General features: G+C 36.0%; 22 protein-coding genes and 1 pseudogene. 9 read left to right on the top strand and 14 right to left on the bottom strand.

The genetic code is table 11. From position 1 onward, the window contains the following. Positions 1–64: 64 nt before the first annotated feature. From UABHE_RS16000 to UABHE_RS15970, 7 genes are all read right to left on the bottom strand, one after another. Entirely contained in the window at positions 65–1,420 is a 1,356-nt protein-coding gene (locus UABHE_RS16000; RefSeq protein ID WP_372371339.1) for a SpoIID/LytB domain-containing protein, read from the bottom strand. Positions 1,421–1,620: 200 nt separating this feature from the next. Next, complete coding sequence (locus UABHE_RS15995) at positions 1,621–2,814, bottom strand: serine/threonine protein kinase (RefSeq protein ID WP_372371338.1); 1,194 nt, start codon at positions 2,812–2,814, stop codon at positions 1,621–1,623. A 95-nt stretch (positions 2,815–2,909) separates the two neighbouring features. Further along, the gene (locus tag UABHE_RS15990) at positions 2,910–3,911 is read right to left on the bottom strand and encodes a phosphotransferase enzyme family protein (protein ID WP_372371337.1); all 1,002 of its coding nucleotides are present in this window, start codon (positions 3,909–3,911) and stop codon (positions 2,910–2,912) included. A gap of 31 nt (positions 3,912–3,942) precedes the next feature. Continuing rightward, positions 3,943–4,356, bottom strand: a complete 414-nt coding sequence (locus tag UABHE_RS15985; RefSeq protein WP_372371336.1) for a secondary thiamine-phosphate synthase enzyme YjbQ — start codon at positions 4,354–4,356, stop codon at positions 3,943–3,945. Positions 4,357–4,363: 7 nt separating this feature from the next. Beyond that, on the bottom strand, positions 4,364–5,368 hold the full coding sequence (locus tag UABHE_RS15980; RefSeq protein ID WP_372371335.1) for a glycosyltransferase: 1,005 nt from the start codon (positions 5,366–5,368) through the stop codon (positions 4,364–4,366). 3 nt (positions 5,369–5,371) lie between these two features. Further along, the gene (asd, locus tag UABHE_RS15975; protein WP_372371334.1) at positions 5,372–6,208 is read right to left on the bottom strand and encodes an archaetidylserine decarboxylase; all 837 of its coding nucleotides are present in this window, start codon (positions 6,206–6,208) and stop codon (positions 5,372–5,374) included. Further along, positions 6,205–6,522 carry a hypothetical protein gene (locus UABHE_RS15970; protein WP_372371333.1) on the bottom strand — a complete coding sequence of 106 codons (318 nt, stop codon included), beginning with the start codon at positions 6,520–6,522 and terminating at the stop codon, positions 6,205–6,207. The genes asd and UABHE_RS15970 overlap by 4 nt, the downstream gene beginning before the upstream one ends. Before the next feature lie 139 nt (positions 6,523–6,661). Between UABHE_RS15970 and UABHE_RS15965 the strand changes: the two genes are divergently transcribed. Then, the gene (locus UABHE_RS15965; RefSeq protein WP_372371332.1) at positions 6,662–6,907 is read left to right on the top strand and encodes a hypothetical protein; all 246 of its coding nucleotides are present in this window, start codon (positions 6,662–6,664) and stop codon (positions 6,905–6,907) included. A 23-nt stretch (positions 6,908–6,930) separates the two neighbouring features. Here UABHE_RS15965 and UABHE_RS15960 read toward each other — a convergent pair whose 3' ends face one another. From UABHE_RS15960 to UABHE_RS15930, 7 genes are all read right to left on the bottom strand, one after another. Continuing rightward, positions 6,931–8,604, bottom strand: a complete 1,674-nt coding sequence (locus tag UABHE_RS15960) for a DUF885 family protein (RefSeq protein WP_372371331.1) — start codon at positions 8,602–8,604, stop codon at positions 6,931–6,933. 52 nt (positions 8,605–8,656) lie between these two features. Continuing rightward, positions 8,657–10,414: a Na+/H+ antiporter NhaC family protein gene (locus UABHE_RS15955; protein ID WP_372371330.1), complete on the bottom strand. Its 1,758-nt coding sequence runs from the start codon at positions 10,412–10,414 to the stop codon at positions 8,657–8,659. Positions 10,415–10,515: 101 nt separating this feature from the next. Then, positions 10,516–11,823, bottom strand: coding sequence for a nucleotide sugar dehydrogenase (locus tag UABHE_RS15950; protein ID WP_372371329.1), 1,308 nt, complete (start codon positions 11,821–11,823; stop codon positions 10,516–10,518). Positions 11,824–11,846: 23 nt separating this feature from the next. After that, entirely contained in the window at positions 11,847–12,905 is a 1,059-nt protein-coding gene (locus UABHE_RS15945) for a hypothetical protein (RefSeq protein WP_372371328.1), read from the bottom strand. A gap of 151 nt (positions 12,906–13,056) precedes the next feature. Further along, positions 13,057–14,031, bottom strand: coding sequence for an SGNH/GDSL hydrolase family protein (locus UABHE_RS15940; protein ID WP_372371327.1), 975 nt, complete (start codon positions 14,029–14,031; stop codon positions 13,057–13,059). A gap of 8 nt (positions 14,032–14,039) precedes the next feature. After that, a complete protein-coding gene (locus tag UABHE_RS15935; protein ID WP_372371326.1) occupies positions 14,040–15,251 on the bottom strand; it encodes an MBOAT family protein in 1,212 nt (403 codons plus the stop codon). A gap of 321 nt (positions 15,252–15,572) precedes the next feature. Continuing rightward, positions 15,573–16,538 carry a GDP-mannose 4,6-dehydratase gene (locus tag UABHE_RS15930; RefSeq protein WP_372371325.1) on the bottom strand — a complete coding sequence of 322 codons (966 nt, stop codon included), beginning with the start codon at positions 16,536–16,538 and terminating at the stop codon, positions 15,573–15,575. Between the two features lie 320 nt (positions 16,539–16,858). Between UABHE_RS15930 and UABHE_RS15925 the strand changes: the two genes are divergently transcribed. From UABHE_RS15925 to UABHE_RS15890, 8 genes and pseudogenes are all read left to right on the top strand, one after another. Continuing rightward, positions 16,859–16,993, top strand: coding sequence for a hypothetical protein (locus UABHE_RS15925; RefSeq protein ID WP_372364459.1), 135 nt, complete (start codon positions 16,859–16,861; stop codon positions 16,991–16,993). A 59-nt stretch (positions 16,994–17,052) separates the two neighbouring features. Further along, positions 17,053–17,199: pseudogene (locus tag UABHE_RS15920) on the top strand (hypothetical protein); the annotation flags it as partial. A gap of 787 nt (positions 17,200–17,986) precedes the next feature. Beyond that, positions 17,987–19,993 carry an excinuclease ABC subunit UvrB gene (gene uvrB, locus UABHE_RS15915; protein ID WP_372371324.1) on the top strand — a complete coding sequence of 669 codons (2,007 nt, stop codon included), beginning with the start codon at positions 17,987–17,989 and terminating at the stop codon, positions 19,991–19,993. Continuing rightward, on the top strand, positions 19,990–20,619 hold the full coding sequence (locus tag UABHE_RS15910; protein WP_372371323.1) for a hypothetical protein: 630 nt from the start codon (positions 19,990–19,992) through the stop codon (positions 20,617–20,619). Before uvrB ends, UABHE_RS15910 begins: the two co-directional genes overlap by 4 nt. A 114-nt stretch (positions 20,620–20,733) precedes the next feature. Continuing rightward, on the top strand, positions 20,734–21,129 hold the full coding sequence (locus UABHE_RS15905; protein WP_372371322.1) for a hypothetical protein: 396 nt from the start codon (positions 20,734–20,736) through the stop codon (positions 21,127–21,129). A gap of 3 nt (positions 21,130–21,132) precedes the next feature. Further along, positions 21,133–22,227: a phytoene/squalene synthase family protein gene (locus UABHE_RS15900; RefSeq protein WP_372371321.1), complete on the top strand. Its 1,095-nt coding sequence runs from the start codon at positions 21,133–21,135 to the stop codon at positions 22,225–22,227. Continuing rightward, positions 22,224–23,657, top strand: a complete 1,434-nt coding sequence (locus UABHE_RS15895; RefSeq protein WP_372371320.1) for a sigma-54-dependent transcriptional regulator — start codon at positions 22,224–22,226, stop codon at positions 23,655–23,657. Before UABHE_RS15900 ends, UABHE_RS15895 begins: the two co-directional genes overlap by 4 nt. Before the next feature lie 66 nt (positions 23,658–23,723). Beyond that, positions 23,724–25,706, top strand: a complete 1,983-nt coding sequence (locus UABHE_RS15890; RefSeq protein WP_372371319.1) for a hypothetical protein — start codon at positions 23,724–23,726, stop codon at positions 25,704–25,706. The last annotated feature ends 237 nt before the right edge of the window (positions 25,707–25,943 follow it).

Genomic DNA, 25,943 nt, shown 5'->3' with positions numbered 1-25,943 from the left:
CCACGGTATAATAAATCTTGGCAAAACAACCAAGATTCATTATACACTGTCTTACGACAGGTTTCTATTTCACAACACTGTTGGTAAAGTAGTGTTCCAAAATTCGACTATATGACCAACCTTGCTGAGAGTAAGCTTGTAAGCCGTATTGGCAAGCTCCAACTCCGTGGCCGTAGTATGATTTTTTGCCGCAGGCGCAGTTTTTACTACGTAAGTAAGGATTATAATTCCATTTTTCTTCGCTGTTGCGCGTTTTGCCATTACAATGTGCAAAATACAACGCTTCGGAAATTACGCGTCCTTTGTGGTAGATAAGAACCCCGTTAGTGTCATTTACACCTTGAGTTGCCTTACTTGTTACGTCTGCTTTCCAAGCTTGGCAATGGGTTGTGGTGCAAACATTTGCGTTGGAGTGTCTTTTACGTCCTATAGCGTAAGTACGTGCGGTAACTGCCATTGCACGATGTGCTTCTAGTGACCAACTTCCATAGATTTCTGCAGAAACTACATTTTTTAGATAGTCTTGTAGTTTAACGCGTTTTACTACACCTTCATTTTGAAAAAGAACATCTATGTATGTTGGTGCGTCGGTTGCGGAAATGGTTTCATTTGGTGTGATTTGTTCTTGGTGTCTTTGAGTTGTCACACCACTACAAGTATTTTTTGACATTTGCTTACAGGTAATTTGAAATCCATTTTTCGTAGAAAACAATTGATACAAATGATTATTATATACATAATAATGGCTAAAAATACTTGGTTGTGATGACTTAATTGTGTTACTTTTAAACATTTCTGCTTGAGAACCGCATAGAAATATTTGGTGTTGGCCATCTACTAAAACATCAACGTACAAAGTGCCCGCTGAAGCATGAGCAATTGGTTTTACATTTGTGGCGTTCTCTGCAAATGTGAATACTAGATCGACGTCTGCTCCTTGTTGCATAATTACTTTTTGCTCGCTAACAAAAGATTTTTGGCACAAAGAAGTTGTCATACCTTGTGCATCTACAGCAACAACCTGCCATCCACAACGCGCCCACCAACTTCCGTTCTCGTTCCACACTTCGCTAACAGCAGGTAACTCATCTACTGTTTTCGTCAAACCTGTTAGTTCACCACGTATCCAAGTAATTGTTTTGGTGAGTGGCGAAAATACGGCAAGCTCACCATCTGGGCCGACTGCAAGTCCGCATCCTTCGGCTTTGTAAGGAATTTGTTCCACTAATGTTCCTTGGTGTGAAAACAATAACACATTTTGCGAAAAATTACACAGCACATATATTCCGTTGTCGTCAACAACTATTGCTTGTGGACCTATTTGCGACTGCGCAACATCTTTTTCCCACGCGTAAGAAACTACAGCATCTGCATATAAAAAGCTGCACATCGCGATTAACAATATAGCAAAATAACGCATACTCTTCCCCTATAATTTACTTGTATTTGAAATACATAAAACAACTACAGACCATTGTAAATTCCATCTACGGAATTCACGACAGATATATAATTATATAAAATAATATCGATTTCGTCAGTCCAAAAATAGACACGCCATGACAGTGATATTTTGTGTGCATATTTTTTAATGTTTAGAGGAAGTAAATGTTGGAATCTTTAGCTTTTAGCGCGATATAACTCTTGCACTTTTTGGTATGTTAGACAATCACTTAAACTAAGGCGAATTTTTCGCTCTACTTGAATCTTACGACTAATAATGATCGGAATAAATAGATTTTTTTTACGAAAAATAGCAATCATTTTTAGTACAGAGCTTTTGGGTATCTTACTATCAAGTAGTAAAAAGTTGGGGTGTGGGATGTCTTTTAGTTTTTCAACCAAATCGCGGCATCCTTTTACGATAATGATCTTCAGGTGCATTTTGGCAAACATATTTTCGTAGTGTTTTACATACTTCATACTTGTATCAGCAACAAAAACATAGCCTTCTTGTACTTCATTGAGTTTAGTTGTTGAGTATTTCCGTAAAGCTTTACGAATCTCACTTGCCATTTCTTTAGCACTTTGATAGCGATCGTTGGGTTTTTTCATTACTGCTTTTTGATATATGGGAATAAGCATATGTTCTAATCTGTTGAGATCTTTTTGCATATTATCAGGGATAACAATTGGCTCCATAATAATTGCTTTTGCTAAGCGGTACCCTGACACGTTAGGAAAAGGTAATTGCCTTGTTATCATTTGATAAAGTATGACACCTAACGCCCAAATATCGGTACGCTCGTCTATCATATCTTGTTCCCACTGTTCTGGTGACATGTACGGAGCACTACCAATAACATCTTCTGTGGCGGTAAACGGCTCTGCATTTTCCTCTATAATCTTAACAACGCCAAAATCGGCTATTTTTGGTGTGAGTTTTTTGGATAGGAGTATATTACTTGGCTTCAAATCGCGGTGTATAATATTATATTTATGGGCAAAAGCAACGCCTTCAGTAACTTGTTGCAAAATTTCTACAGCGGTATATAAAGAATAATTTGCTTTATTCATGTAGCGATCGAGAGAATTAGAATAGTAATCCATGATAAAATAATGACTTTTAGGATTCATTTTCAAAACGCGAACAATATTTTTATGCTTTAGCCCAGAGAGAATTTCCATCTCTTTATCAAAACGAATGCTTGCTTTTTCGCTACGAGAATCTAACAATTTAAGAGCTTCATATCGCCTATTTTTCGGCGCATTATCATTGCGTACCATCCATACAATTGCTTGTCCTCCTTGTCCTATTTGTTTAACAAATTCGTACCCGGGAGGTAACTCTACTTGTTCGTTTTCTGAAAGCATAATTCTGACCTTTTATCTAAAAAATTACTCGATGCACTTTTATCATAGCAAATGCGTGAATAATTACGAAATAAATTTTCAAAGAATCTCTTGCCCTAGAGATTCTTTTTTATATAGTCAAGAGCGTTTTTCGCTGCCTTTGGAATACGTTTTCGCAATCTTGCAACATCTGAACGCGAATGTAGCCAAGGTAGCATAACTAATTGCCTAACGGCCTGAAAAACAACAACGTTTTGGACGTCATTTTCAGTAAATGGCATAAACTCCGCATACCCTTCAAATAACGCTGAGGAGAGTAGCTCTATATCATCGCGTTTTTCATGTTCTGTAAAGTAAGCTAGTGAACGCATTGGTATAGCCAAATCATAATGATGAAGACCAACACCACTATCATCAAAATCAATTGCGCCTAATTCTCCTTTGTGCACCACAAAATTTCCAAAGTGGAGATCTCCATGCATAAAGCCAGATTGCTGTGGATTATTTATTTCGTATTCTTTTAGCTTTTTATACATGTCATTGCGCGCCCTGAGAAGCTCATCGTGTTGTTTTTTAGGAATACCAATGACATCTTCAAGATTTCCAAACTTAGCATTTTTCCCAATTAATCCGTCCACTGTCCAATAATTGCGATGGTGTATTTTTTGTTTTCTGCCTGTCTGTTGCAATTTGCCAATAAGCCGCCCAAGTTTTTTCATGTAAGAAGTATTTGTATACTTCCACAAAAAACGCCCTTCTACCCATTTAAAAATAGCACAGTGTCTTGCGTAGGTCATCGCAGGATGTTTTATAGTAACAAAGCACTTTTCTTTTATTGTTTTTATGGGTTGCGGCACTTTTATATTTGTGGTATTTCCAATAGCGATTAACCAATCAAGTTCCTCTTTAATTGCTTCTGTTGTGTGATAGCCATAACGGAATATACGCAAAAGATATTTATTATTACTCTTATCTAGCACCTGAAAAGTAGCGTTCTCACCATTTTGAATGAAATGCACTTTTTGAATTGCTAAGGGATAATGTTTAAGAGCTTCCATCGCTAGTTTGCGGAGTCTATATGCTTGGGATCGTTCTGAAGCTTCAGAAAAAGGTATCATAATTTATTCTCTTTTGAAATAAGGATACATGCTAATGAACACAGACTACAACACTGCGTTCATGTTCGCGACGACGATGTTCGAAAACAAAAATTCCCTGCCAAGTTCCTAAACACAAACGGCCATTTTCGATAGGAATAGTTTCGGAAGTTCTTGTTAATACCATACGTATATGGCTCGGCATATCATCACTGCCTTCGTAAGTATGAGTAAAGTATGGTAAATTTTCAGGCACTAGTTTATCAAAATAATTTTCCAAATCCACGCGAGCTGTTGGATCGGCATTTTCATATATAATTAAACTAGCGCTTGTGTGTTGAATGAAAACCGTCGCGACACCTTTTTTTATATTGCTGCGTTTAACTACGTCTTGTACTTTGCTAGTGATTTCATATGTGGCTTTTCCTGTAGTATGAATAACCAGTGTTTCAATATGTGCGCTCATATTTTTCCTATGCCATAAGTAAGAAATTTTTACCATTTACCAGTTCATGCTGCTCCAAATAATCAGTAATTTTGTTGCGAATGCCTCTATTCCCTACATAAGAAAGTATAAAGTGGTTTTTATATTCGCAAAAATTTTCTTTGTAGTGATAAACTGGTTTTCCTTGTATCAATTTGCCTATTTTTTTAGCATCGACATCGATATAGGCTTCAATAGTGACCGCGTAGTTATTAAGCAGTTTTATATACTGTCGCGCTTTTTTACCTGCTCCCCAAATCACAATATTGTTGATATTTTTTCTAGATAACCACTTCGCAAGGTAATGAGTTTTACATGCGTAAAATGCCTGCTCTTTGTAACGCGCGTCGGTTCGCGTAAGTCTTGTTGGTGGATCATTCCATACAAAAAGACATTGCGCTATTTTTTGAATTCGCACACCATGATGTAACCATCGCAGCCATAGTTCATAATCTTCAGGAAAAGAGTTATCATTATAGTAACCGTATTTGTCTATCAATTGTTTGCGAAACATTACACTTGGGTGAATAACCGGTGTTTCTACAAAACGATAGCGGTATATATCATTGTCGCTCAGCAAAGTATTTGTCCACGCAACAAAGTTCTGCATTCCCTTATTTTCAGATAACATTTCACATTTAACCAAACACGAGACCGCCCCAACTTGAGGATTATCTTGCAAAAATTGATATTGAAGTTCTAAACGCTGAGGGTAACAAAAATCATCAGCATCCATACGCGCTATATAAGGATAACAAGCATTTCTTATTCCAGTGTTTAGGGCATCAACAATACCTTTATTTTTTTTAGATGTGATTATACGAATACGTGTATCTCGTTTTTGCAATTGTTGCAAAAGATTCGCTGTGGTATCAGTAGAGCCATCATCTATTATAATAAGCTCATAATCACGATACGTTTGGTCTTGTATACTACCAACGGCATCGCAAATGAATTCTGCCGCGTTGTACACTGGTAAAATAATTGAAATCATTTTTTACTTACAAATTTCTGCTATTTTTTCCCCTAGACGCACGCTACTATCTGGTTCTGTGCATGTTAATTTTACTTTTCCTTTTTGAAAAAGTAAAACAACTGTAGATCCTAGTTCAAATCGTCCTAGTTCTTCGCATTTTTCTAAATGGACATTTTCATATGTTTTGTATACACCTTTACGCCAAAAGTTATTGGAAGTAATAGTATCATAAACCACTTTTATTTTTCCCACATTTGTTGCACCTACTTTTACTACAGCTACTTTGCCACTTGTAGGAGAATCCATTAATGAGATAAGGCGCTCATTTTTAGAGAAAATATGGTCAATATTATTAATAGCAAAAGGATTTACAGGATACAATTTTCCAGGTATATAGTTTAAAGACTCCACTGTCCCTGCAATAGGTGTATGAATACGATGATAGTGACTAGGACTGAGGTATATAGTCAAATAAGTACCTCCGAGAAACAAATTGCGATACTCTTCATTGGCAACAAACGCACCTAAAGAGTAATTTCTACCTTTTGCTTGGATTAAAGTTTCATCAGTAATTTCTCCACCACAACCAATAATACCATCAACAGGGGAAACAATATTCTCAACATGCTGGTCTATCGGTCGACATTCAGCACGGAGTGCACGTGTAAAGAATTCGTTAAAAGAACGATATTTTGCTGGCTGAGCCTCTTCTATGTTCACTCGATATGCACGGCAAAAAGTTTTAATAATCGGTTTTAGAATAAATTGTGGCAACTTTAAACTCATGAAAACACCAACTATGTAGCTCAGTAGGTTTTTAGGAAGTAAATACAATAATAATAATTTGGGATATTTCACAGAAGCTCCTCCTTGAAAGTAGTAATAAGCATATATGTTAGCATTGCCACAAGAAAAAAAGTGGTAGCAAGACCACTGAGCAACCATTTTAAAAGTTCCATATCATTGGGGGAGCTACTTCTTTTTGCCATTACGTAAAGCGCAATAAGAGATATCAATGTTAAGAAAATACAAACAGAAAGGGATACATATAAATTTTGTTGCGGAAAAATATTTGTTGCTTCAGAAAAAGCCATGGCAACAAATATTGCGCAAACACTTCCAAATACAGACGCAAAAACCATTAACAAGTTACGAATAAAAAGAGTGAACATATGTTTTCCAATAAAAAATTTGACATTTATTAAAACATGTCGAAGTATCTAAGTGAGGCGACAAGAACTTACAAATTGAAACTTAATCTTGTCACCACTAGACTGCTAAAATTAACCCATAAAAAATAGGAGGCTCCAGATGTTACGAGCATTGGCAATCTTTTCTTTAACAAGTCTTATATTTACTATATTTACAAATCTTGATTTGCAAGCGCAAGAATACACAGATATTAAAGTACGAAACCATAGTAACAAAGATTGTTATTTCATACAGGTTCACCCGCACGAGCAACAAAGCAAAGCAATAAAAACTATCTATGATCGTGAATTACCAGTAGTTCGTACGCACTACACCTATTCTTATAAAAATAGCCCTAGTTGGTAAAACAAATGTTTTACCAACTAGAGTTACTTATTATCTGCAATATATTGTTTCACATTATCTTCTAAAATATTGAGCGGAATAGCACCTTCCTTTAAGAAAATATGATGAAATTCTCGTACACAAAAATTTTCTTGCAATTCGTTTTCTGCTAACTTGCGTAAAGCACTTACCTTGAGCTCCCCCATTTTATATGAAACAGCCTGTCCAGGAAGTGAAATATATCTATCAACTTCTACTTCAATATTGTGTTTTGTTAAAGAAGAATAACCGGACAAATAATCAATAGCTTGTTGTCTACTCCATCCCAAATAGTGCAAACCAGTGTCGACAACTAAACGGCATGCGCGCCACATTTCAAAAGACAATCGCCCAAAATCACTATAAGGATCTTCATAAAAGCCTACTTCTTTTCCGAGTTTTTCACTATACAGCGCCCAACCCTCTAAAAATCCCAAAAATCTTGCAAAGCGGCGAAACTTTGGTAAATTAGTTAACTCTTGCTGGATAGCAATCTGCAAATGATGCCCAGGAACCGCTTCATGTAAAGATAGCGCTTCTAATTCGTAAAGAGGTCTCGATTTTAAATTGTAAGTATTGACAAAATAAAAACCCGCTCCATTTCCATCTCCTGGTGCTGGCATATAGTACGCTGTTGGCATTCTTTGTGCAATTTGCTCTGGAACTTTCTTAATTCCGTAAGGCGTCCGAGGCAAATGATGAAATAATTGCGGCAGTTTTCCATCCATTGTTTTTAGGATAAGACTCACTTCTGCTAATAATTCTTTTTCCGTTTTAGCATAAAAACGTTCTTCGTTGTGCAAGTACTTCGAAAACTGCTCTAAGTTACCATCGAAATTAACTTTTTCAACAATCCCAAGCATTTCGCTTTGGATTCGCGCAACTTCCTGTAAACCAATATCATGCACTTCTTGCGGTGTCACATCCAAGGTCGTTTGCGATTTCACCAAAAATTCATAACAAGCTTTTCCATCCGGAATGTCTGAAATTCCAATTGTCTCTCGCGTATTTGTCATATATTCATTTGTCAAGAACTGTACAAAACCCTCATAACTACTTTGAATATCGCTTATCGCTTTCTCTGCATTAGACGTCATATTTTGGGATTGTTTTACAGTCTCAGGCATTTGCAAAAAAGGACGAAATAAAGGGCTTTCAGCAACATCCTGATTCATTTGAGTGGTGACACTTTTCAAACAAGAAGACAATGCAACTTTAGGTATGCTATAACCTTTTTCTAAACCTATACGCATAAGCTCTATATGCTCATTTATAAACTGCGGAATATTCCGAAGACGTTCGATATATATATCGTAATCTTGCTCTGTTTCAAATGGTGTATAATTGGGAAGTTCTGGTAGATAAACATGGAAACCATGAATCTGGCTTATTGGCATCAAATGCATCTGAAAAGAAAAACTTTGTAACTTTTCGTCGAGAAGTTGCTCCATAATTTTGCGGTTCACTTCGTCTGAATGACTTAAATTTTCTGCGTCAATTTGTTGTAGCCTATCCAAAAAATCTTTGTTTTCATTTGCTTGTTTTTCAATAGCCTCTAGTTTAAAAGACGGAAGCACATTATTATAGCGATGATCTCCATAAAAAGTAGCGCTTAGAGGATCATTCTTTATTTCCCATTCCCAAATTTCATCTAAAAGTTGTGCTAGTGCCTGTTCCATCAATGATGTCCTTTCTGATGTATAATATAGATTTTTTTTATAAAGCTCTGTACTAAGCGTATAGTACGACGCAAACTGTCCAACAAATCAAAGCCAAAAGTACAGAAGTCACTGCTACAGGGATTTGAGACTTTACATGATCCATAAGATCGCATCCTGTACACATTGAGCTCAGAATCGTAGTATCAGAAATCGGTGAACATTGGTCACCAAATATAGAGCCGTTTAATACGGTGGCGAAACAAATCATCATGTAAAATTCAGGATTCGCTAAACCATTACTAAGTGCAACCGCATAAGATAATGGCATTCCGAGTGGAAAAGTTACCGCCATTGTCCCCCAACTTGTTCCTGTTGAAAAAGAAATGACAATACAAATCACAAGTAATATTCCAGGAAGTAAGTAATAAGGAACGCCAGAGCCAAGTAGATCTACAAGATATGCGCCTCCACCAGCGTTTTTGCTTACATTACCAATACAAATGGCGAGTAATAAAATAATGCTTCCAAGAACGACACCTTTCCAACCGCTAGCCATGCCTTCAACTACATCGCGAAGTTTCATACCGCGAAAGCATGCCAAAAACATTGCTAAAACTAGCGAAATACCAAATGCCGATAAGATTTCTGGTGTCCCTGTGTATATGTAAGAACCAACTGCAATACCAAGTATTGTAAATAGAGGTAGCATAAAATCGACGAGATGTGGAGTATAATTTTCAGGCACTTCTGTTAGTTCTAGCTCTTTAGAGCTAAGTGGCTCTGCTCCCGGAGCATCAAGTTCTCCTGTCTCTTTAGCACGCTCTCTTGCTAAACGCAACTTTTTACTTGGAAACTTATCTATACTGATGAGAAAAGTCGAAATTACCGCGAAAATGGCATAAAAGCTGTAAGGAATACTACGGAAAAAAAAGGCAATGCGGTCTTGTTCTGTTGCCAACCATGACACACCCGATACATATATAAATGCCTGCACGTAACCAGGCCAAGCATTAAAAGCGAGGAGCGCTGCTATGGGCGACGAGGTCGAGTCGACAATAAGTGAAAGTTCTTCATGGCTAACTCTTTCTTTATCAGCGATTGGTTTAACAGTGGTTCCTACTAGAACAGCACTAATAGTGCCTCCTTGAAAAAAAATAACACCTAAAAACCATGCCACGAGCTTTGCAGATTTTGGACCACGCACAAATTTATGAGTGACATATTCCGCAAAAGCAAGCGATGCTCCAGTTTTCGCCCATATACCAAGAAGCCCTCCCAAAAACCATAGGTAAAGAATCAAAATAGCGGCCGCATCTTTACTCCCTATATTGGGAAGCAAGGCGCTGGTAAAAATATTGATATCACCTACAAGTAGCACTCCGCAAATAATACCACTACCAAGAGCTGTTATTGGTTCTCTTGTCCACCAACACAAAATAATGGCAATAAAAGCCGGAAGAAGCGACCATATTTGCCAATGACGTTTAGCTGTAACTTTATAATATAAGAGTTTACCAGAAGCATCTTTTTCAGTCACAACTTCTTCTTTCTTTGAAGGCTCTTTACCTTCTGCATTCAATCGTGCAAGATTCTCTTTGCTTAAAATAGGTTCATCACTCGGGGGCAACAAAAGCTGTTTCTTTTCACGGTAAATGTAATAAAAATTACCATCTCCGTCTTCTTTGGCATCAATCTCGACCTTCGTTGTTGTCCATGTTGGAGATATAGTTTGACCAACATAAAGAGATAAAAGCACTGCTATAAAAAATGCGATAAAACCTGAATTAGTAAAAAATCTTTTTAGATTTTGTGCAAACGAATGTTCCATGGAAAACCTCTTGGATTGAAAAATGAATTGTTTGGACTAAGTGACCTGCTGGAGGATTACTCACTCAAATTTGTCAGGCCACTTAAAAGTATTTGTTGTTTTTACGCTAAAAATATATTTTTATTGTTATATTTTAAAACTCCGCGCGTATCGACAATGAGTTTTGCGGACTTTTCGATAAGTTGCCAATCAAATTTATCGTGATCGGTCACAATAAGCACACAATCAAATTTTTGAACATTCTCATGTGTAAGCGCAACACTTTTCATATCAAAGTGATATTTACGTAACTTCGGAAAATCGGGAACATATGGATCAGAGTACTGTACATTCGCTCCTAGTTCACTTAATTTATCAATCAATACCACTGCAGGAGATTCGCGTGTGTCGTCGACATTCTTTTTGTAAGCAATTCCTAAAATTAAAATGTGAGAACTTTTGATAGATTTTTCATGGCTATTAAGTGCGAGCCCTACTTTTTGAACAACATAATCAGGCATTGATGAATTTACTTCTCCTGCCAACTCGATAAAACGCGTATTAAATTCAAACTCTTTTGCTTTCCACGTCAAATAAAAAGGATCAATCGGTAAACAATGTCCTCCTAATCCTGGTCCAGGATAAAAAGGGCTAAAACCAAAGGGTTTAGTAGAGGCCGCTTTGATAATTTCAAAGATATCAAGGCCCATACGATCTGTTAATACTTTTAATTCATTGACTAAAGCAATATTCACAGCGCGATAAGTGTTTTCTAAAATTTTGACAAACTCTGCAACTTGTGTCGACGACACAGGAACAACTTGATCGATAACAACATTGTAAAGAGTGACCCCCACTTCCAAGCAACTTGAAGTTGTTCCACCACAAATTTTAGGTATTGTGCGTGTATTATATTTCGGATTTCCTGGGTCTTCACGTTCGGGAGAATACACTAGAAATGTATCTTCACCTATTGTGTAGCCTGCTGATTGTAACTTGGGCACAAGTACTTCGTCTGTTGTTCCTGGATAAGTGGTACTTTCTAGTGATAAAACTTGTCCTGGTCTCATATGAGAAATAATCACATCAGCAGAATTCACAATGTACGACAAATCTGGTTCGCGGTGTTTAGACAAAGGTGTTGGTAAACAAATCACAATAGCATCAACATCTTTGATGCAAGAAAAATCGCTAGTAGCGTAGAATTTTTTTTGTTTGTATTTTTCTAATATTCCTTCAGCATCAATATGATTGATGTAGCTTTTTCCACTTTGCAGTGCTTTATTTTTTTCTTCATCAATATCAAAGCCAACGACAGAAAAATCAGCATCTAAATACCTAAGAACCAAAGGCAAACCGACATAACCCAGACCAACAACTCCAATAGACGCTTCACGATTCTTTATTTTGTTAATAAGTAGATCTTTCATTTATTCATACCTAAACAAGGATACTATTTTTTTACCCAATCGCGAATAGCATCTGCTACCATTTCGTGACCTTCTGGAGTAAAATGCCCACCTACATTTTTAGGACGAAAAACAATTTTTTTATCTACGGTTAAAAATTTCTTATCTAATCGAATATATGGCATATTCATCTTTATACACTTTTGTTCACAAAGATCTTGTATTGCTTCATAACGATAGTTTTCTTTATATACATCTCTATTGGGAATAATCAACCATAAAGGTCGTGCTCCCGATTCAGTCACTTCTTTGTAGTACGCTTCCATGATCAGTGAAAGAACTTTCCAGCCATAAGCCTTTTCATTTAATCTTCTGGTACTTGCCTTATAAATAGCACGATAAAGCCCATTGTACAAATAACTATCATACCACTTGCCAAAAGTTTTCTGTCCTGACCGGTATTGAGAAATGAGTTCTTCAGGTGGAATTATATGTGAATTCTGCAATACTAAACTATTGTTTTCAATAGTAAAATGCGGTTTCGCATATCCTCTAAAAGAAAGAAAATTTCGAAAATAAGACAGCACAAAAAAACCAAAAACAACAACATCGGCTTGGTATTCTTTTCCATATTTTTGGTATGCTAAAAGGTGTTGATCATTACCACTTCCTTGGATAGCCATGTTTAGTACTTCATAATCAGGAAGTTTTTCATCCAGGTAATGAGAGTATATCTCGTTATTAGCAACATGACTTCCGAATGTATAGCTATCTCCGAGAATTAAAATTCTTTTTAGTGTAGATTTTTTTTTCGCGTATTCTTTTGTACTACGCATTCCACGTGAGTTTAACTGTATTTTGCCATCTTCACTCTTGTATTTTGGTTTATTCTGCCAACCAATACTCGAATCGAAAACAAGTGAACTTGAAAACTCAGCATCTGGGTCTAAATGCTTTTCAACCCACTCCCATTCATTTTCTAATGAATTGACAACAGGCATCAAGCGACCTTTAGCGTAACAATATATACGTACGCTTATTTCAGCGAGCGCGAAAATACCTAACCATACTGAAAGCACTAAGAAAATCTTTTTTCTTTTCATTAACAGTTCCTATTTAAAAAAAATCATATTTAAAAGGTAGCATTGATCCAGCATCAGTAAAAATAAGAAGAACTAAAACAACAGCGATAACTATAGGTAAAATCCACCACATATTACGTAATAAAAATTGCATATATATTCCTTTACAATACTATCGTATAGCCGAAAATAATTCTTCGGCAATTACTCTATGACCTTCTTTATTAGGATGGGCATCGTCTTTACTAATCCATATACTTTTGGCGTTTTCTGAAAAATTTTTGTGATATGCCGGAAATAAATTAACAAATGCAATATTTTCCTTTTTCAAAAAACTAATTATTTTTTGTAGATATTTTTTGTTGTCCAGAGAAAGATCTCTCAAATCTGGCTGCAGAGCAACAATCAATTTTGCGTTGTTTAAATCAGTAGTTTGTTTTATTTGTTGTATCGCCTGTTGTGCAGCTTTCCATCCAGTAGAATCGTCACTATATAAACTAGTGTAATAATCTTCTAGTGTTTTAAACTTTTGCTTATTAAAAACTAAAGCTTCCTCAATGCGCATTGCGATATAAGCAAAAAGATACGAATTTCTACTCAGTGCGCTATTTGCGGTATCTTTTAGCTTTTCAGCATCATTCACAAAATAATGCAATACGACAATATCAGGTTTTATTTGTTTTATTTTTGCTTTCAAAAATAAAGATTCTCTTACAGTGTTGTAATTCGCAACTCCACCATTTACGACAAGATAAGACTCTTTATCTTTATTTAGCAAGTTCTGCAGTTGCGAAGCACAGGTATTTTCATTTTTAACTCCCCATCCCATGGTAATTGAGCTACCCAAGAGAAAAACACGCTTCTCAATCCCTTTTTCTAAAGTAAAGTTCTTTCCGCGAAAGCCTAAATTATTGGTGGCAATTTCAACCCCCATGAGACTTGCTTTTTTATTGGGAATATGCTCGTGAGAATAATTTTGCGCTTTTTGTAAAAGCATTTCTGAATATTTACGCATTTCAATGTAAGGAATCATTTTTGTCTGTGTATACTTGCGAAACACAAATTCTAAAACAACAAAAGTAACTGAGAGTGTTATACAAAATAACATAAAATGTTTAAGAATAGCTTTCTTCTTTTGTGAATTCATTTTTATCCCTAGAACTGGAAATAAATAAAAGGACGAACCGAATTAACGTTAAGCACCATAGTAATAAGAACAGCAATACTTCCAAGAAAAAGAACCGCTCCTAAAAACCAAATAGGAAGGCGACGAATACAAGTATGGTCTTTTGTTATGTATATAGGTAAATCTATCAGAATGAGTACGCTAAAAAGTAGTGACAATAACCAGATAATGTTTATATCTATCTCTCCTGACCACATTACCATATTATATAAGAAATGGTGTGTTGTTTTTATATCTGGTGCACGAAATGGCAGCCAAGTAATAAGAACTAGACAATAAATAAATACCGCGCAAAGAACTGAAAACAATAGTGACCGGCGTTGTTCGTTCTCTTTTGGACGAAACATCATTTTGTACACAACAAGGTAGCAACCGTGCAAAGCTCCCCAATAGACAAAATTCCAACTTGGTCCATGCCACAAGCCACCAACCATCATAGTGATCATCAAATTTATATATGTTCTTGTTTCTCCACTGCGATTGCCGCCTAGTGGTATATAAACATAGTCTCGTAACCAACTAGAGAGAGAAATATGCCATCTGTTCCAAAACTCTGAAATATTTTGCGAAAAATAAGGTTGATTAAAATTAATCATCAGATCTATTCCCAATATTTTTGCAAGACCTCTAGCAATACTGCTATAACCTGAAAAGTCGAAGTAGATTTGAAAAGAAAACAATATTAAACCTGCAAGTAAATAAATCGAAGACAACGTTTCGTAGTTTTTAAAATAATCATCAACAATAGGTGCTATATTATCAGAAATAAGAACTTTGCGAATATAACCAGTAAAAATCAGAATACTACCAGCAATAAGATGCTCTCGTGTTGGAGAAATAAGCTTTTCAATTTGGGGTAATAATTTAGAGGCTCTTTCGATAGGTCCGGCAACTAGTTGGGGGAAAAAAGAAACAAACAATGAAAAATCTAGTAAGCTCTCGGTTGGCTTCATTTTTTCGCGATATATATCTATCGTATAGGACATTGTTTGAAAAGTATAAAAGGAAATTCCAACAGGTAAAATAATTTTTAAAGTATGTGGAGAAGCATCAAAACCAAACTGATGGCTTAGCTGAATAAAAGAATCTAGAAAAAAATTATAGTACTTGAAAAAGCCAAGGATAATAAGATTATTGCAAATGCTAAACCATAGCAATTTCTTTTTATTCTGACTATCCATATACTTACCGCAATAAAAATCAATAATAGTGGACCACAGCAACAGAAAATTAAACCGCCAATCCCACAAACCATAAAAGGTGTAACTGGCTATTAATAACACAATTTTCTTATCCCTCTTACTTCGAAGTACAAAGTACAAGGAAAAAAATACAAGTAGAAACAGAAAAAAACGCAAATCATTAAATAACATGTCGATAATCCTATTGTGATATTTAGAGCGAGGAAACCTTGAAAACGTGTGCTAGACCTAAGTTCTTTATTATTTTAAACCCTGTTTTTAAAGAGTAAGACTAGCAATATATTATATTAAACCTAAAGATCAACGTGTTATGTTGTGATATTTACAATACCAGTCAATAAATTGAGGAATACCTTCTTCAATAGTTGTTGAAGGCTCAAACCCTAATTTTTCTTTAGCTTTATCAATCTCAGCATAACTTTTCCTTGAGTCACCAGGCTGCATTGGCAAAAACTTTTTCTGTGCTTCTTTACCAATAAATTTTTCGATCATGGAAATCATGTCCATGAGTTTTTCGCAGCGATGATTTCCGAGATTAAAAATTTCATATTTCTGAATATCGTCAACATAAAGACACGCGGAAACACCTTTTACAATATCATCTACAAATGTAAAATCTCTTTCCATATTCCCATGATTAAATATAGATATTTCTCGATCTTCAAAAATTGCCTTGGTAAAAATGTACAAAGCCATATCTGGTCGTCCCCATGGACCGTACACCGAAAAAAAACGCAAACCAATAGTCTGTATATCAAATAGTTCACTATACGAATAGGCCATTAATTCAGAACAACGCTTACTCACCGCGTATAAACTAAGAGGCTCATCCACACGTTGTTTTTCGGAAAAAGGATACGTTTCATTTTTACCATACACATTTGATGATGAAGCGTAAACAATTCTAGGAATGTTATTATGACGACAAGCTTCTAATAAATTCAAAAATCCTGTAATATTTGTGTCTATATAAGATTGCGGATTCTCTAGAGAATAGCGAACTCCTGCTTGAGCAGCGAGATGTACGATACAATCGATATCCTGATCGCAAAAAACTTTATCAACACTTACTTTATCCTCAAGGGATATTTCAAAAAAATGATAATTATCATATTGCTGTAAAACATTATTACGTGCTTTTTTTAACGAAACATCATAGTAGTCATTTAGGTTATCTATACCATAAACTTGTTCACCGCGTTCTAATAAAAAACGCGCAAGATGCATACCAATAAAGCCGGCTGTTCCGGTTATGAGTATTTTCATCAAAACCCCATATAATTAAGAAATCAATATACTAAGTAACCCCACAAAAGCCCTGCACCAAGCGGAGAACTAATTTTGTCAGACCACTTAAAACTCAAATTTTAAATTCAGGTCTCTTACTTGCAAATCTTAACAAGAGCATGTAGTCAATTACAAATATAAAATAAGAGAACAAGTAGTCAATTGTTATAACTAACCCAAGTTGCGACCTATAAAAGTTATCGTACAGTCTGGTATAATTACTCTTACAAATTCGATGTGCGCGGTTCGAATCTCGTGAGACGCAGTCGTGGCACATGGCACGAAGTAAGGGTAATGCAATGAATTTTAATCATGAAAAATTAGATGTATATCAAGTATCACTAGAATATACAAAAGAAACATTTAATGTGATGGAGAAAATGCCATCAGGTTACAGCTATTTAAAGGATCAGCTAAAAAGAGCATCGCCTTGAGTCCCTCTTAATATAGCAGAAGGCAATGCCAAATTTAGCAAAAAAGAGAAAGCAAGGTTTTCTCTATAGCAAGAGCATCAGCAAATGAATGTAGTGCAGTATTCGATGTTGCTAAGATAGCCCAAATAATAGACTCAAAAGAAAAAGAGAAAATCAAAAAACTACTCTATAGAATAATTTGTATACTTTCAAAGTTAATAGTCTAATTTTCGCACATGGAATATCGATCCACGACCACGAACCTCAAAAATCGAATTGCACACATCGTTTTTTTATACTGTTATAACGACTCTTCTCTTAAAGTAGGAAAAACAAGAAGGAGAAAGTCATGGAAAAAGAAATTATAATTGTTTTCTGTATCTGTGATGAGATAACACAAGCACTCAAGATATCCCTGAAAACTCTTTTGTTTTTGTTGATAAATCTTACAATGATTACTCTTTCGAAGATATTGTTTCTGAAGCTCTTAATGTCTCTATCTTACCTCAGAGAAAGAAAAATTCTAAAAGGGCTTTTTCCGGGGCTACTGAGTTTATTCAAAAGGTTACCCGTAAAAGGATTGAAACTACTTTTAGTCAGATCACTTCTTTTTTTCCAAAGAAAATTTATGCTGTTACCTCTTATGGATTTGAGTTAAAAGTTGTCCTTTTTGTTCTCGCTTTCACTTTTTCTTGTTATTTTTAGGTCGCAACTTAAGTTATAACTATTGTTTTATTCAACTAAAATTGCATTTTTTCTGTCAGCAAAATATACAAAAAATCGATGTATCTAATTCGATTTTTGAAATCCGTAGTTGTGTTCCACGTTAAAGTTTTAAACCACTGCACTTCTTTTTACTTTGTGTCTCCTACGACTACGTCTCACGAGATTCGAATCGCGCGCATCGAGTTTGCAAGAGCAAGAGTACAACAACTTTATAGGTCGCAACTTGGATTAAAATATTGTATTATATTTGCGATACATAATCGATAAGTGGTCACTAAGGATAAAAATATGTTTGAATTATGCTGTGATTGGCTTCCTCAGGGAGACCAACCTAAAGCCATTGAGAAACTGGCAAAAAGTATAGAGGAAAAAAAACAATACCAAACGTTATTGGGAGTTACAGGGAGCGGCAAAACCTTTGTGATGGCTAATGTAATTCAAAAATTACAACGCCCTACGATTATCATGTCGCACAATAAAACCCTGGCTGCTCAATTGTATTCTGAATTTAAAAGTTTTTTCCCAAAAAATGCTGTGGAGTATTTTGTATCGTACTATGATTTTTATCAACCAGAAGCATATATCGCCCAACGCGATATCTATATCGAAAAAGAATCGTCTATTAACGAGCAACTAGATAAACTGCGCTTATCTTCAACATCCTCTTTACTATCACGCCCTGACACGATTATTGTGGCATCTGTTTCTTGTATATATGGATTAGGAGATCCTGAAGACTATCGTAGTATGGTTGTGCGTATTGAGAAAAACAGCGATATAGAACGCGATCTTCTATTGAGACAACTAGTTGATATACAGTATGAGCGTAACGATATTGAAACTTCACGGGGGACTTTCCGCGTTCGCGGAGATACTATTGAAATATACCCAAGCGATGAAAACACAGCTATACGCGTTGAAATGTTTGGCGATACTATTGAAAAGATCGTGTATATAGAACCCGTTAGCAAAGAAGTACTCAAGGAAGTGACATCAGTCAGCATATTTCCAGCCAAACACTTTGTTACCCCTGCTGAAAAAGTAGAAAAAGCTATAGATCGTATACAAACAGAACTTAAACATCAGCTAAAAATTTTAAAAGATCAGCAAAAACTTTTAGAAGCTAGTCGTTTAGAAACACGAACTTTGCATGACCTAGAGATGCTTCGCGAGGTGGGTTATTGTTCTGGTGTTGAGAATTATTCGCGACATTTTTCTAGTCGTAAAGCTGGAGATAGGCCAGCGTGCTTACTTGATTATGCACCACAAGGATTTTTAACTTTTATCGACGAGTCACACGTTACTCTTCCACAAATACGAGGTATGTATCGCGGAGACCGCGCTCGTAAAGAAAATCTTGTCAACCACGGTTTTCGCTTACCATCTGCACTTGATAATCGACCTTTAAAATTAGACGAATGGGAAGCAGTAACTGGGCAAACGGTTTTTGTATCGGCTACTCCTAACGACTATGAACTAGAAAAAAGCCAACACCAACCAATAGAGCTGATTATTCGACCCACAGGGCTTCTCGATCCAGTGGTAGAAGTTATACCTACAGAAAACCAAGTTCAAGATATCATTGCCCGCATCCAAGAAAAAGCCAAATCAAACGAACGCGTCTTAGTAACTACTTTAACAAAGAGTCTTTCTGAAGATTTAACAGACTACATGAAAGATGCAGGCATCAAGGTAGCTTATTTACACTGTGATATCGATGCTTTTGAACGCGTTACTATTTTACAAGATTTGCGCAAAGGAAAGTACGATGTGGTCATAGGAATTAACTTATTACGAGAAGGTCTTGATTTACCAGAAGTATCTCTTGTTGCGATTCTCGATGCAGACCGCCAAGGTTTCTTACGTTCAGAAACAGCGCTTATTCAGACAATGGGACGTGCTGCACGCAATGCTCGTGCAAAAGTTATTCTTTATGGGGATAAAATTACCTCTGCAATGAAAAATGCCATGGAAGAAACAGGGCGTAGAAGAAAAATACAAGAAGCATACAACAAAAAACATGGTATTACTCCTCGGGATATCCACAAAGAAATTTTATCTGGTATCGAAGAAATCCAAGAAACACAATCAGAGCTAGATAACCTTGTACGCGAGTCAACAAGTGGCTATAATACACAAGAACAAATAAATGAGTTAGAACAACAAATGATGCTCGCTGCCCAAGAACTCAATTTCGAATTGGCAGCAAAATTACGCGACCAACTATTATCTTTAAAAGAGGGTAGTGGTGGGACAAAGAACAAGCGCCAAAAAAAGCGTAGGAGAAAAAGATGAGAGTACTGATTTTACTATCTTTAATTTTTATGGTCGGTTGTGGGGCAACAAAAATTGCCAAAGAAGACTATTCACAACTAGAAACTCCACAACAAACATTCGATTTTCTAAAAAAAGCCGTCAAGGCGGATGACCCCGATGCATTTTACTTTTGTTTTGCTGACTATATAAAAGCACAGTTTTCATTTGATCAATTTATATTTGCATGGGCACTTGCAGGAAACCTTTTTAGTTTAGTTGGACAAGTAGAGATCGAGAAAGTAGAAACACCTACCCCTGATTTACCACAACGCCAGGATTTAGCAAAAGTATCGGTGAAACTACAAAAATTAGAAGCCGCTTTTTTGTTAATGAAAGAGCAAAACAAATGGAAGATTGCTAACCCACAACACTATGGTCTTCCAGATATATCACAATTACCAACAAGAGAAAGACTTCCATGGCGAACAATGGCACGCACCTACAACACACAAAACATGGAAGACTGGGATCGTAAAAAATACAAAGGTATCAATACCAAAAAGAAAAAAACTCCACCAAAAAGCATTCCATGGCGACGCGATCAACGCGGAAAGTATCAAACCACGAAAGATTGGTATGTTGGAGAAAAAAGCGCAAATAAGTAACCCACTAAAACACGAAACACCAGTGTAAAACTTGACCGTAATCCTTCAGACTGCTATAATCATAAATTGTATTACAAACTCCTACATTACGCGAATTTTCAAAAGGAAATTAATATGGCAAAGCTACCAAGCGTTCTCGACAAGCGACCAATAATTTATGGTAAACAAACAGCAGAAGACAAGGTAAAAGCTGTTGGCCTACAGTTCTTGGCAAATGGCGACTTAAACGATGCAATTGATTGTTTTCGTAAGATAAAAGATACAGAAGAATTAAAAAAACTTACACCACAAATGGTTGAAATGGGAGATTTCTTTTTCGCAAAAAAAATAGATGAGTTCTCTCCTTTGACAAAAGAAGAATGGAAAAACTTAGCAGAAAACGCCGAAAAGCAGAACAAAATTTTCTTTGCTAGAAGTGCATATGCAATGTTAGAGGATGAACAAAAACAGGAGCAACTCTTCGAAAAAATAAAAGAGGACTTTCCTGGATCATATTTAGAAAGGCTATAATTCGTGGACTTTAACACCCTGGAACAACACTTGCAACAAAATAAAGAAGTGGATAAATACGTTTTTTGCAAGCTCATTTTCCCTCAAGTTTCACGAACATTTGCTGTAAATGTTGTTCGTCTTCCGCAACCTCTACAATTTGAAGTTCTCATTGCGTATTTACTGTGCCGTATAGCTGACACTATTGAAGACAACGCCGACTTGCCAGCAATACGAAAAAAAGAATTACTAGATGACTTCTCCAAACTAGTTACAGTAGCTAACTGGCAAGAGTCTATCTATTCTAAATTCGAGAAAGATTGTCGCAAAGAGGTACTCGGAAATGAAGTAGATATAACACTACTGCACTATTCACTGTATGTTTTGCAGTGTTTTTGGGAATTCTCAGAAACTGTGCGCAGTAATATTCGAAAATGGGTAAATGAGATGACTAAGGGAATGGGGGAGTACTCAGCGCGAAAATTGCAAAAAAGCTCTGTCACATTTCTGCAATCAGTAGAAGATTTAGAAACATACTGTTACTATGTCGCAGGGACTGTAGGACATCTTCTCAATGGTTTGTTTGCCAATCATTACTCGTGTATATCAAAGAAAAAATATGCTTTTATGGAAAAAAAAGCCACTTCTTTTGGTCTAGGATTACAGCTGACAAATATTATCAAAGATTCAGTTGTAGATTATCAACGAGGATGGTGTTATTTACCTGGAGATCTTTTAGCAGAGTTATCATTAACTGATGGAAATTTACTCAAGAAGTCATCCCGCGAAAATGCTTATAAATTAATGAATACCATCATAGAGCGTGCAAAATCGCACCTGGATAATGCTTTGCTTTACTCTTGTGCTCTACCAAAGCGAGCATTAAAGGCGCGCGTTTTTTGTTTTCTACCACTAATGATGGCCATCAAAACCTTAGAGCAAGCAACAGCAAACGAACAACTATTTGACAAAGATAATCCTGTAAAAATATCGAGAAATGAAGTTATTGCTATCGTAAAATACACGCGTCTCAATGTTTGGTCTAATTTTCGAATGGCTCAGTGGTATAGGCGTGTAGAAAAATCACTCATGGCGAAACTTGCAAAGAGTTATTCATGAACCCCAAGATAATTATAATAGATGATGAATACAACGCTCGCTTCGGAATGAAAAAAGCACTAAGTAAAGAAAAATATGAAATAGAAGAAGCAGAGAATGGCATTGTTGCCTTAGAAAAAATTCCCGTTTTTGCTCCCGATATCGCTTTTTTAGACTTGAATATGCCACAAATGAACGGCATAACAACTTTACAAAAAATAAACGAATTAGAAAATCCACCTCTTGTAATAGTTGTTACTGCTCACGGATCAGAAAAAATAGCTGTAGATTCTATGAAAAAAGGGGCTTACGATTACATCGCCAAACCATACGATGTAGAAGAATTACGTATTATAACTCGTAATGCATTGGAAAAACTATCATTACTTCGCGAGAATATACAACTTAAAGAAAAAATTAATCTACAAGACTCTTTTGGCGAGCTCATCGGAGAGTCAAAAGCGATGCAACGTGTGTATGACATGATTCAAAAAGTAGCAAATACTGATGTTACAGTACTTATCACCGGAGAAAACGGTACGGGAAAAGAACTTGTTGCACGCGAAATTCATAAACGCAGTTCACGCGTCAAGGGAAAATTTGTGCCCGTCAACTGTGCCTCTGTTCCTGAAAATTTAATTGAAAGTGAATTGTTTGGTACTGAAAAAGGGGCTTTTACCGATGCGCGAGAACGTAAAGGGAAACTAGAAGAAGCCAATAAAGGAACATTATTTCTAGATGAAATAGGCGACATGGGAGTCAACATGCAAGCAAAAGTGTTGCGTGTTCTCAATGATCGTATATTTGAACGATTAGGCGGAAATATCAGCGTCGAAGCTGACGTACGATTTATTTCAGCAACCAACAAAGATCTTGATATTGAAATTGAAGAAGAAAACTTTAGAGAAGACCTATACTACCGCATAAAAGTAGTGGATGTTGTCATGCCTCCTCTTCGAGAAAGATCTACTGACATTCCTCTACTAGCAGAACATTTTTTGCGACTTTTTTGCAAAAAGCATAAAAAGAACATTGAAAATATATCTCCGAAAGGCTTACAGTTTTTAATAGATTATTGTTGGCCAGGAAATGTTAGAGAATTAAAAAATACTATCGAAAAAATGGTGGTTTTGGCTGATAGTAACAAAATCACAGAACAGGATTTACCAGAAAATATAACGCAAGGAAACTTCAAAAAAAGCTATAGTTCCCCATCTAGCGATACTATTCTTAATTTGTGGCAAAACTATATAGATACAAACAAATGCTCCTTTAAAAATGCCAAAAGAGCATTTGTAAGAGAATTTGAAAAAGTTTTTATCGTTGAAAAACTAAAAAAGCACCAAGGAAACATTACTCAAACAGCAAATACTCTAGGTATTCCTAGGCAAAGCTTACAACAAAAACTACGTGAACTAGCGATTAATGCGCGTGAGTTTACAAAAGAGTAGGGCACGACAGAATTGCAATAACAAAAGATAAAGACTGCCCCACTTTTGAAAATTTAGGAGATAGAGGTGAAATACATATTGGTATCACTACTGTTTTTAAGCGCACTTTACGCGCAAGAAGTAAAAGAAACAGTAGAAGAAAAACAACAAAGTGTAGTAGTAATCATGACCCCTGCAAATGCTTTTACAAAAAGCAAAGTACTATTACAAGTAGAAGGCAAAGCCGAAGCAGTAGAATTTCTTTGTGATGGTCAAAAAATAGGAGAGGGTATCCTTTCTGAAGAAAAATGGCAGTGTGAATGGGACTCAGTGTTAGTCGATGATGGTGCACATGAGTTAACAGCTACTCTTTTAAACAAAGAGCAAAAAACCATTAGCGAAGTATTGGTATGTAAAGTAGATAATAACGCTCCTGAAATAGTCGCGAGTGCAAAACAAATTTCAACAGACCAAGGACAAATCACTCTAAGTGTAAAAGATCAATTTGAGTATAGTATTCACTTAAAAATCAACGATGAAGTACAAACATATAACTCAGGAAGTCCATTCACATGGACCATACAAACCGGAGAGTCTTATGTTATTGATATTGAAGCGGTAGATACTGCAGAAAATGTATCTCAAAAGCAAATCACATTAGAAACAAAAGCCGAAGAGATTACACTGGAAATACTACAATCATTTCCACCAACGAGTAACGATGAAGTTGTTTGTAAAATAAAGACAAATGCAGCAAACATAGTGTGCTATCTTTCGGACAATCCAGATGTTCGTGCCGACGTCGAAGACAAAGGAGATCACTATGAAATCTCTTGGCGTCCAGAAGATGATGGTCTTTACACTCTTACTTTACTCTTAGAATCAGAAAATGGTCAAGCTAAAGAAGAAGAGTTTGCCATACGCATTGACACAAATCCTCCGCAAATAACCATTTCAGAAAATGAAAGTATTACCAATAAAAACCTTATAGTTATCGATGCAAAAATAGAAGACTCCTCAGCAATAGAAAGCGCTGTTTTGTATGACGGAGACAAACAAATTGCCAATCTACAAAACAAAGATAATAAATGGCAGTGGCAAGGAACAATTTCCGAAGAAGGGGTACATAGTCTTCATGTTGTAAGCAAAGATGTACTGGGAAATGAAGGCAAAAGTAACATTCGTAAATTTATCTTTGACAATACTCCACCTGTCGTTAAAAATATTCAAATCACTCCTCAAGAATTACAAATTGGAATTGTAAGTATTGTTGCGACTTATGAAGACTCTATTTCGGGAATCTCTCAAAATGTAACACCAAAAATCTATATCGAAAGTACTTCTCATGTTTTTGAGATTATAGAACACAAAGATAAAAACTGTTCTGCAGAACTACTAATTACCGAAGATTTTTCAGCAGGTGACTATTCTGTATACATGGAAAATTTGCAAGACCTTGCAGGTAATGTAATGAGCAAAACTTTATTAGGTACAATTAAAATAATTGAAAAGAGCCAAGGAGTTGGTAACTGGCCACTGCTTCCACAAAGTGAAATTCCAGAGATCACTTTCAATACCGCAGAAAAATCATTATTAATTAAAGGCAGCGCTCAACAATCAGTAGTTAGTATTGAGGATGGTGTAATTGTTGCAATTCAAAGCTGCATGGATGAACCAGGTTTTATTATTGTACAAAATGTGCGTGGTAAACAAGCGTGGGGTTATTACAATGTTTCTGCACAAAAACATCCAGCAGAAAAACGTTATTGGGCTCTAGGAGACGCCGTTAAAAAAGGTGATCCCATTGCCAAAATAGCAAAAGATAAGTCGCTACAATTAAAGCTTCTCGTGAAAAAAGATAAGTCTTGGGTAGCAGAAAAAAGCATAGTAGAAGCCTTACAACCTCAAGCAAAAGAATATGTTACCACTGCAGCAGTTTTTACATACCCAAGGCCTAAATACGGATATTCCCAAAAAATGCAAACAAGCGATTGGCTACTGGTTTCGTATATTATGTTACTTAGTATTTTGATTTTTGTATTTATTACCCCAAAGAAGGTTAAAGCTTAGAGCCTGTTACAAAATTAATTAAGAATGAAAATTTCGGACACTTTAGCTTCTAATAAGGTTTTTTTAACGTAAAGTGGGCGTGTCGACATTTAAATTTTACGAAAATAGTAAAGTTGATCCTGATCTCGATCCGAACAGCGAAACTCAACTACTGTTAACCCAAGGAATCCTCTGTTTTCGCACATGTGTAAAAACAGGAATAACAGAAAAGAATACTTTTTTCTTAAGTTAATAGTA

This window comes from Candidatus Uabimicrobium helgolandensis (genome assembly GCF_041508025.1).
Classification (GTDB): Bacteria; Planctomycetota; Uabimicrobiia; order Uabimicrobiales; family Uabimicrobiaceae; genus Uabimicrobium; species Uabimicrobium helgolandensis.
The sequence above is the reverse complement of the archived record's forward strand: the minus strand, read 5'-3'. Positions and strand labels throughout refer to the sequence as shown.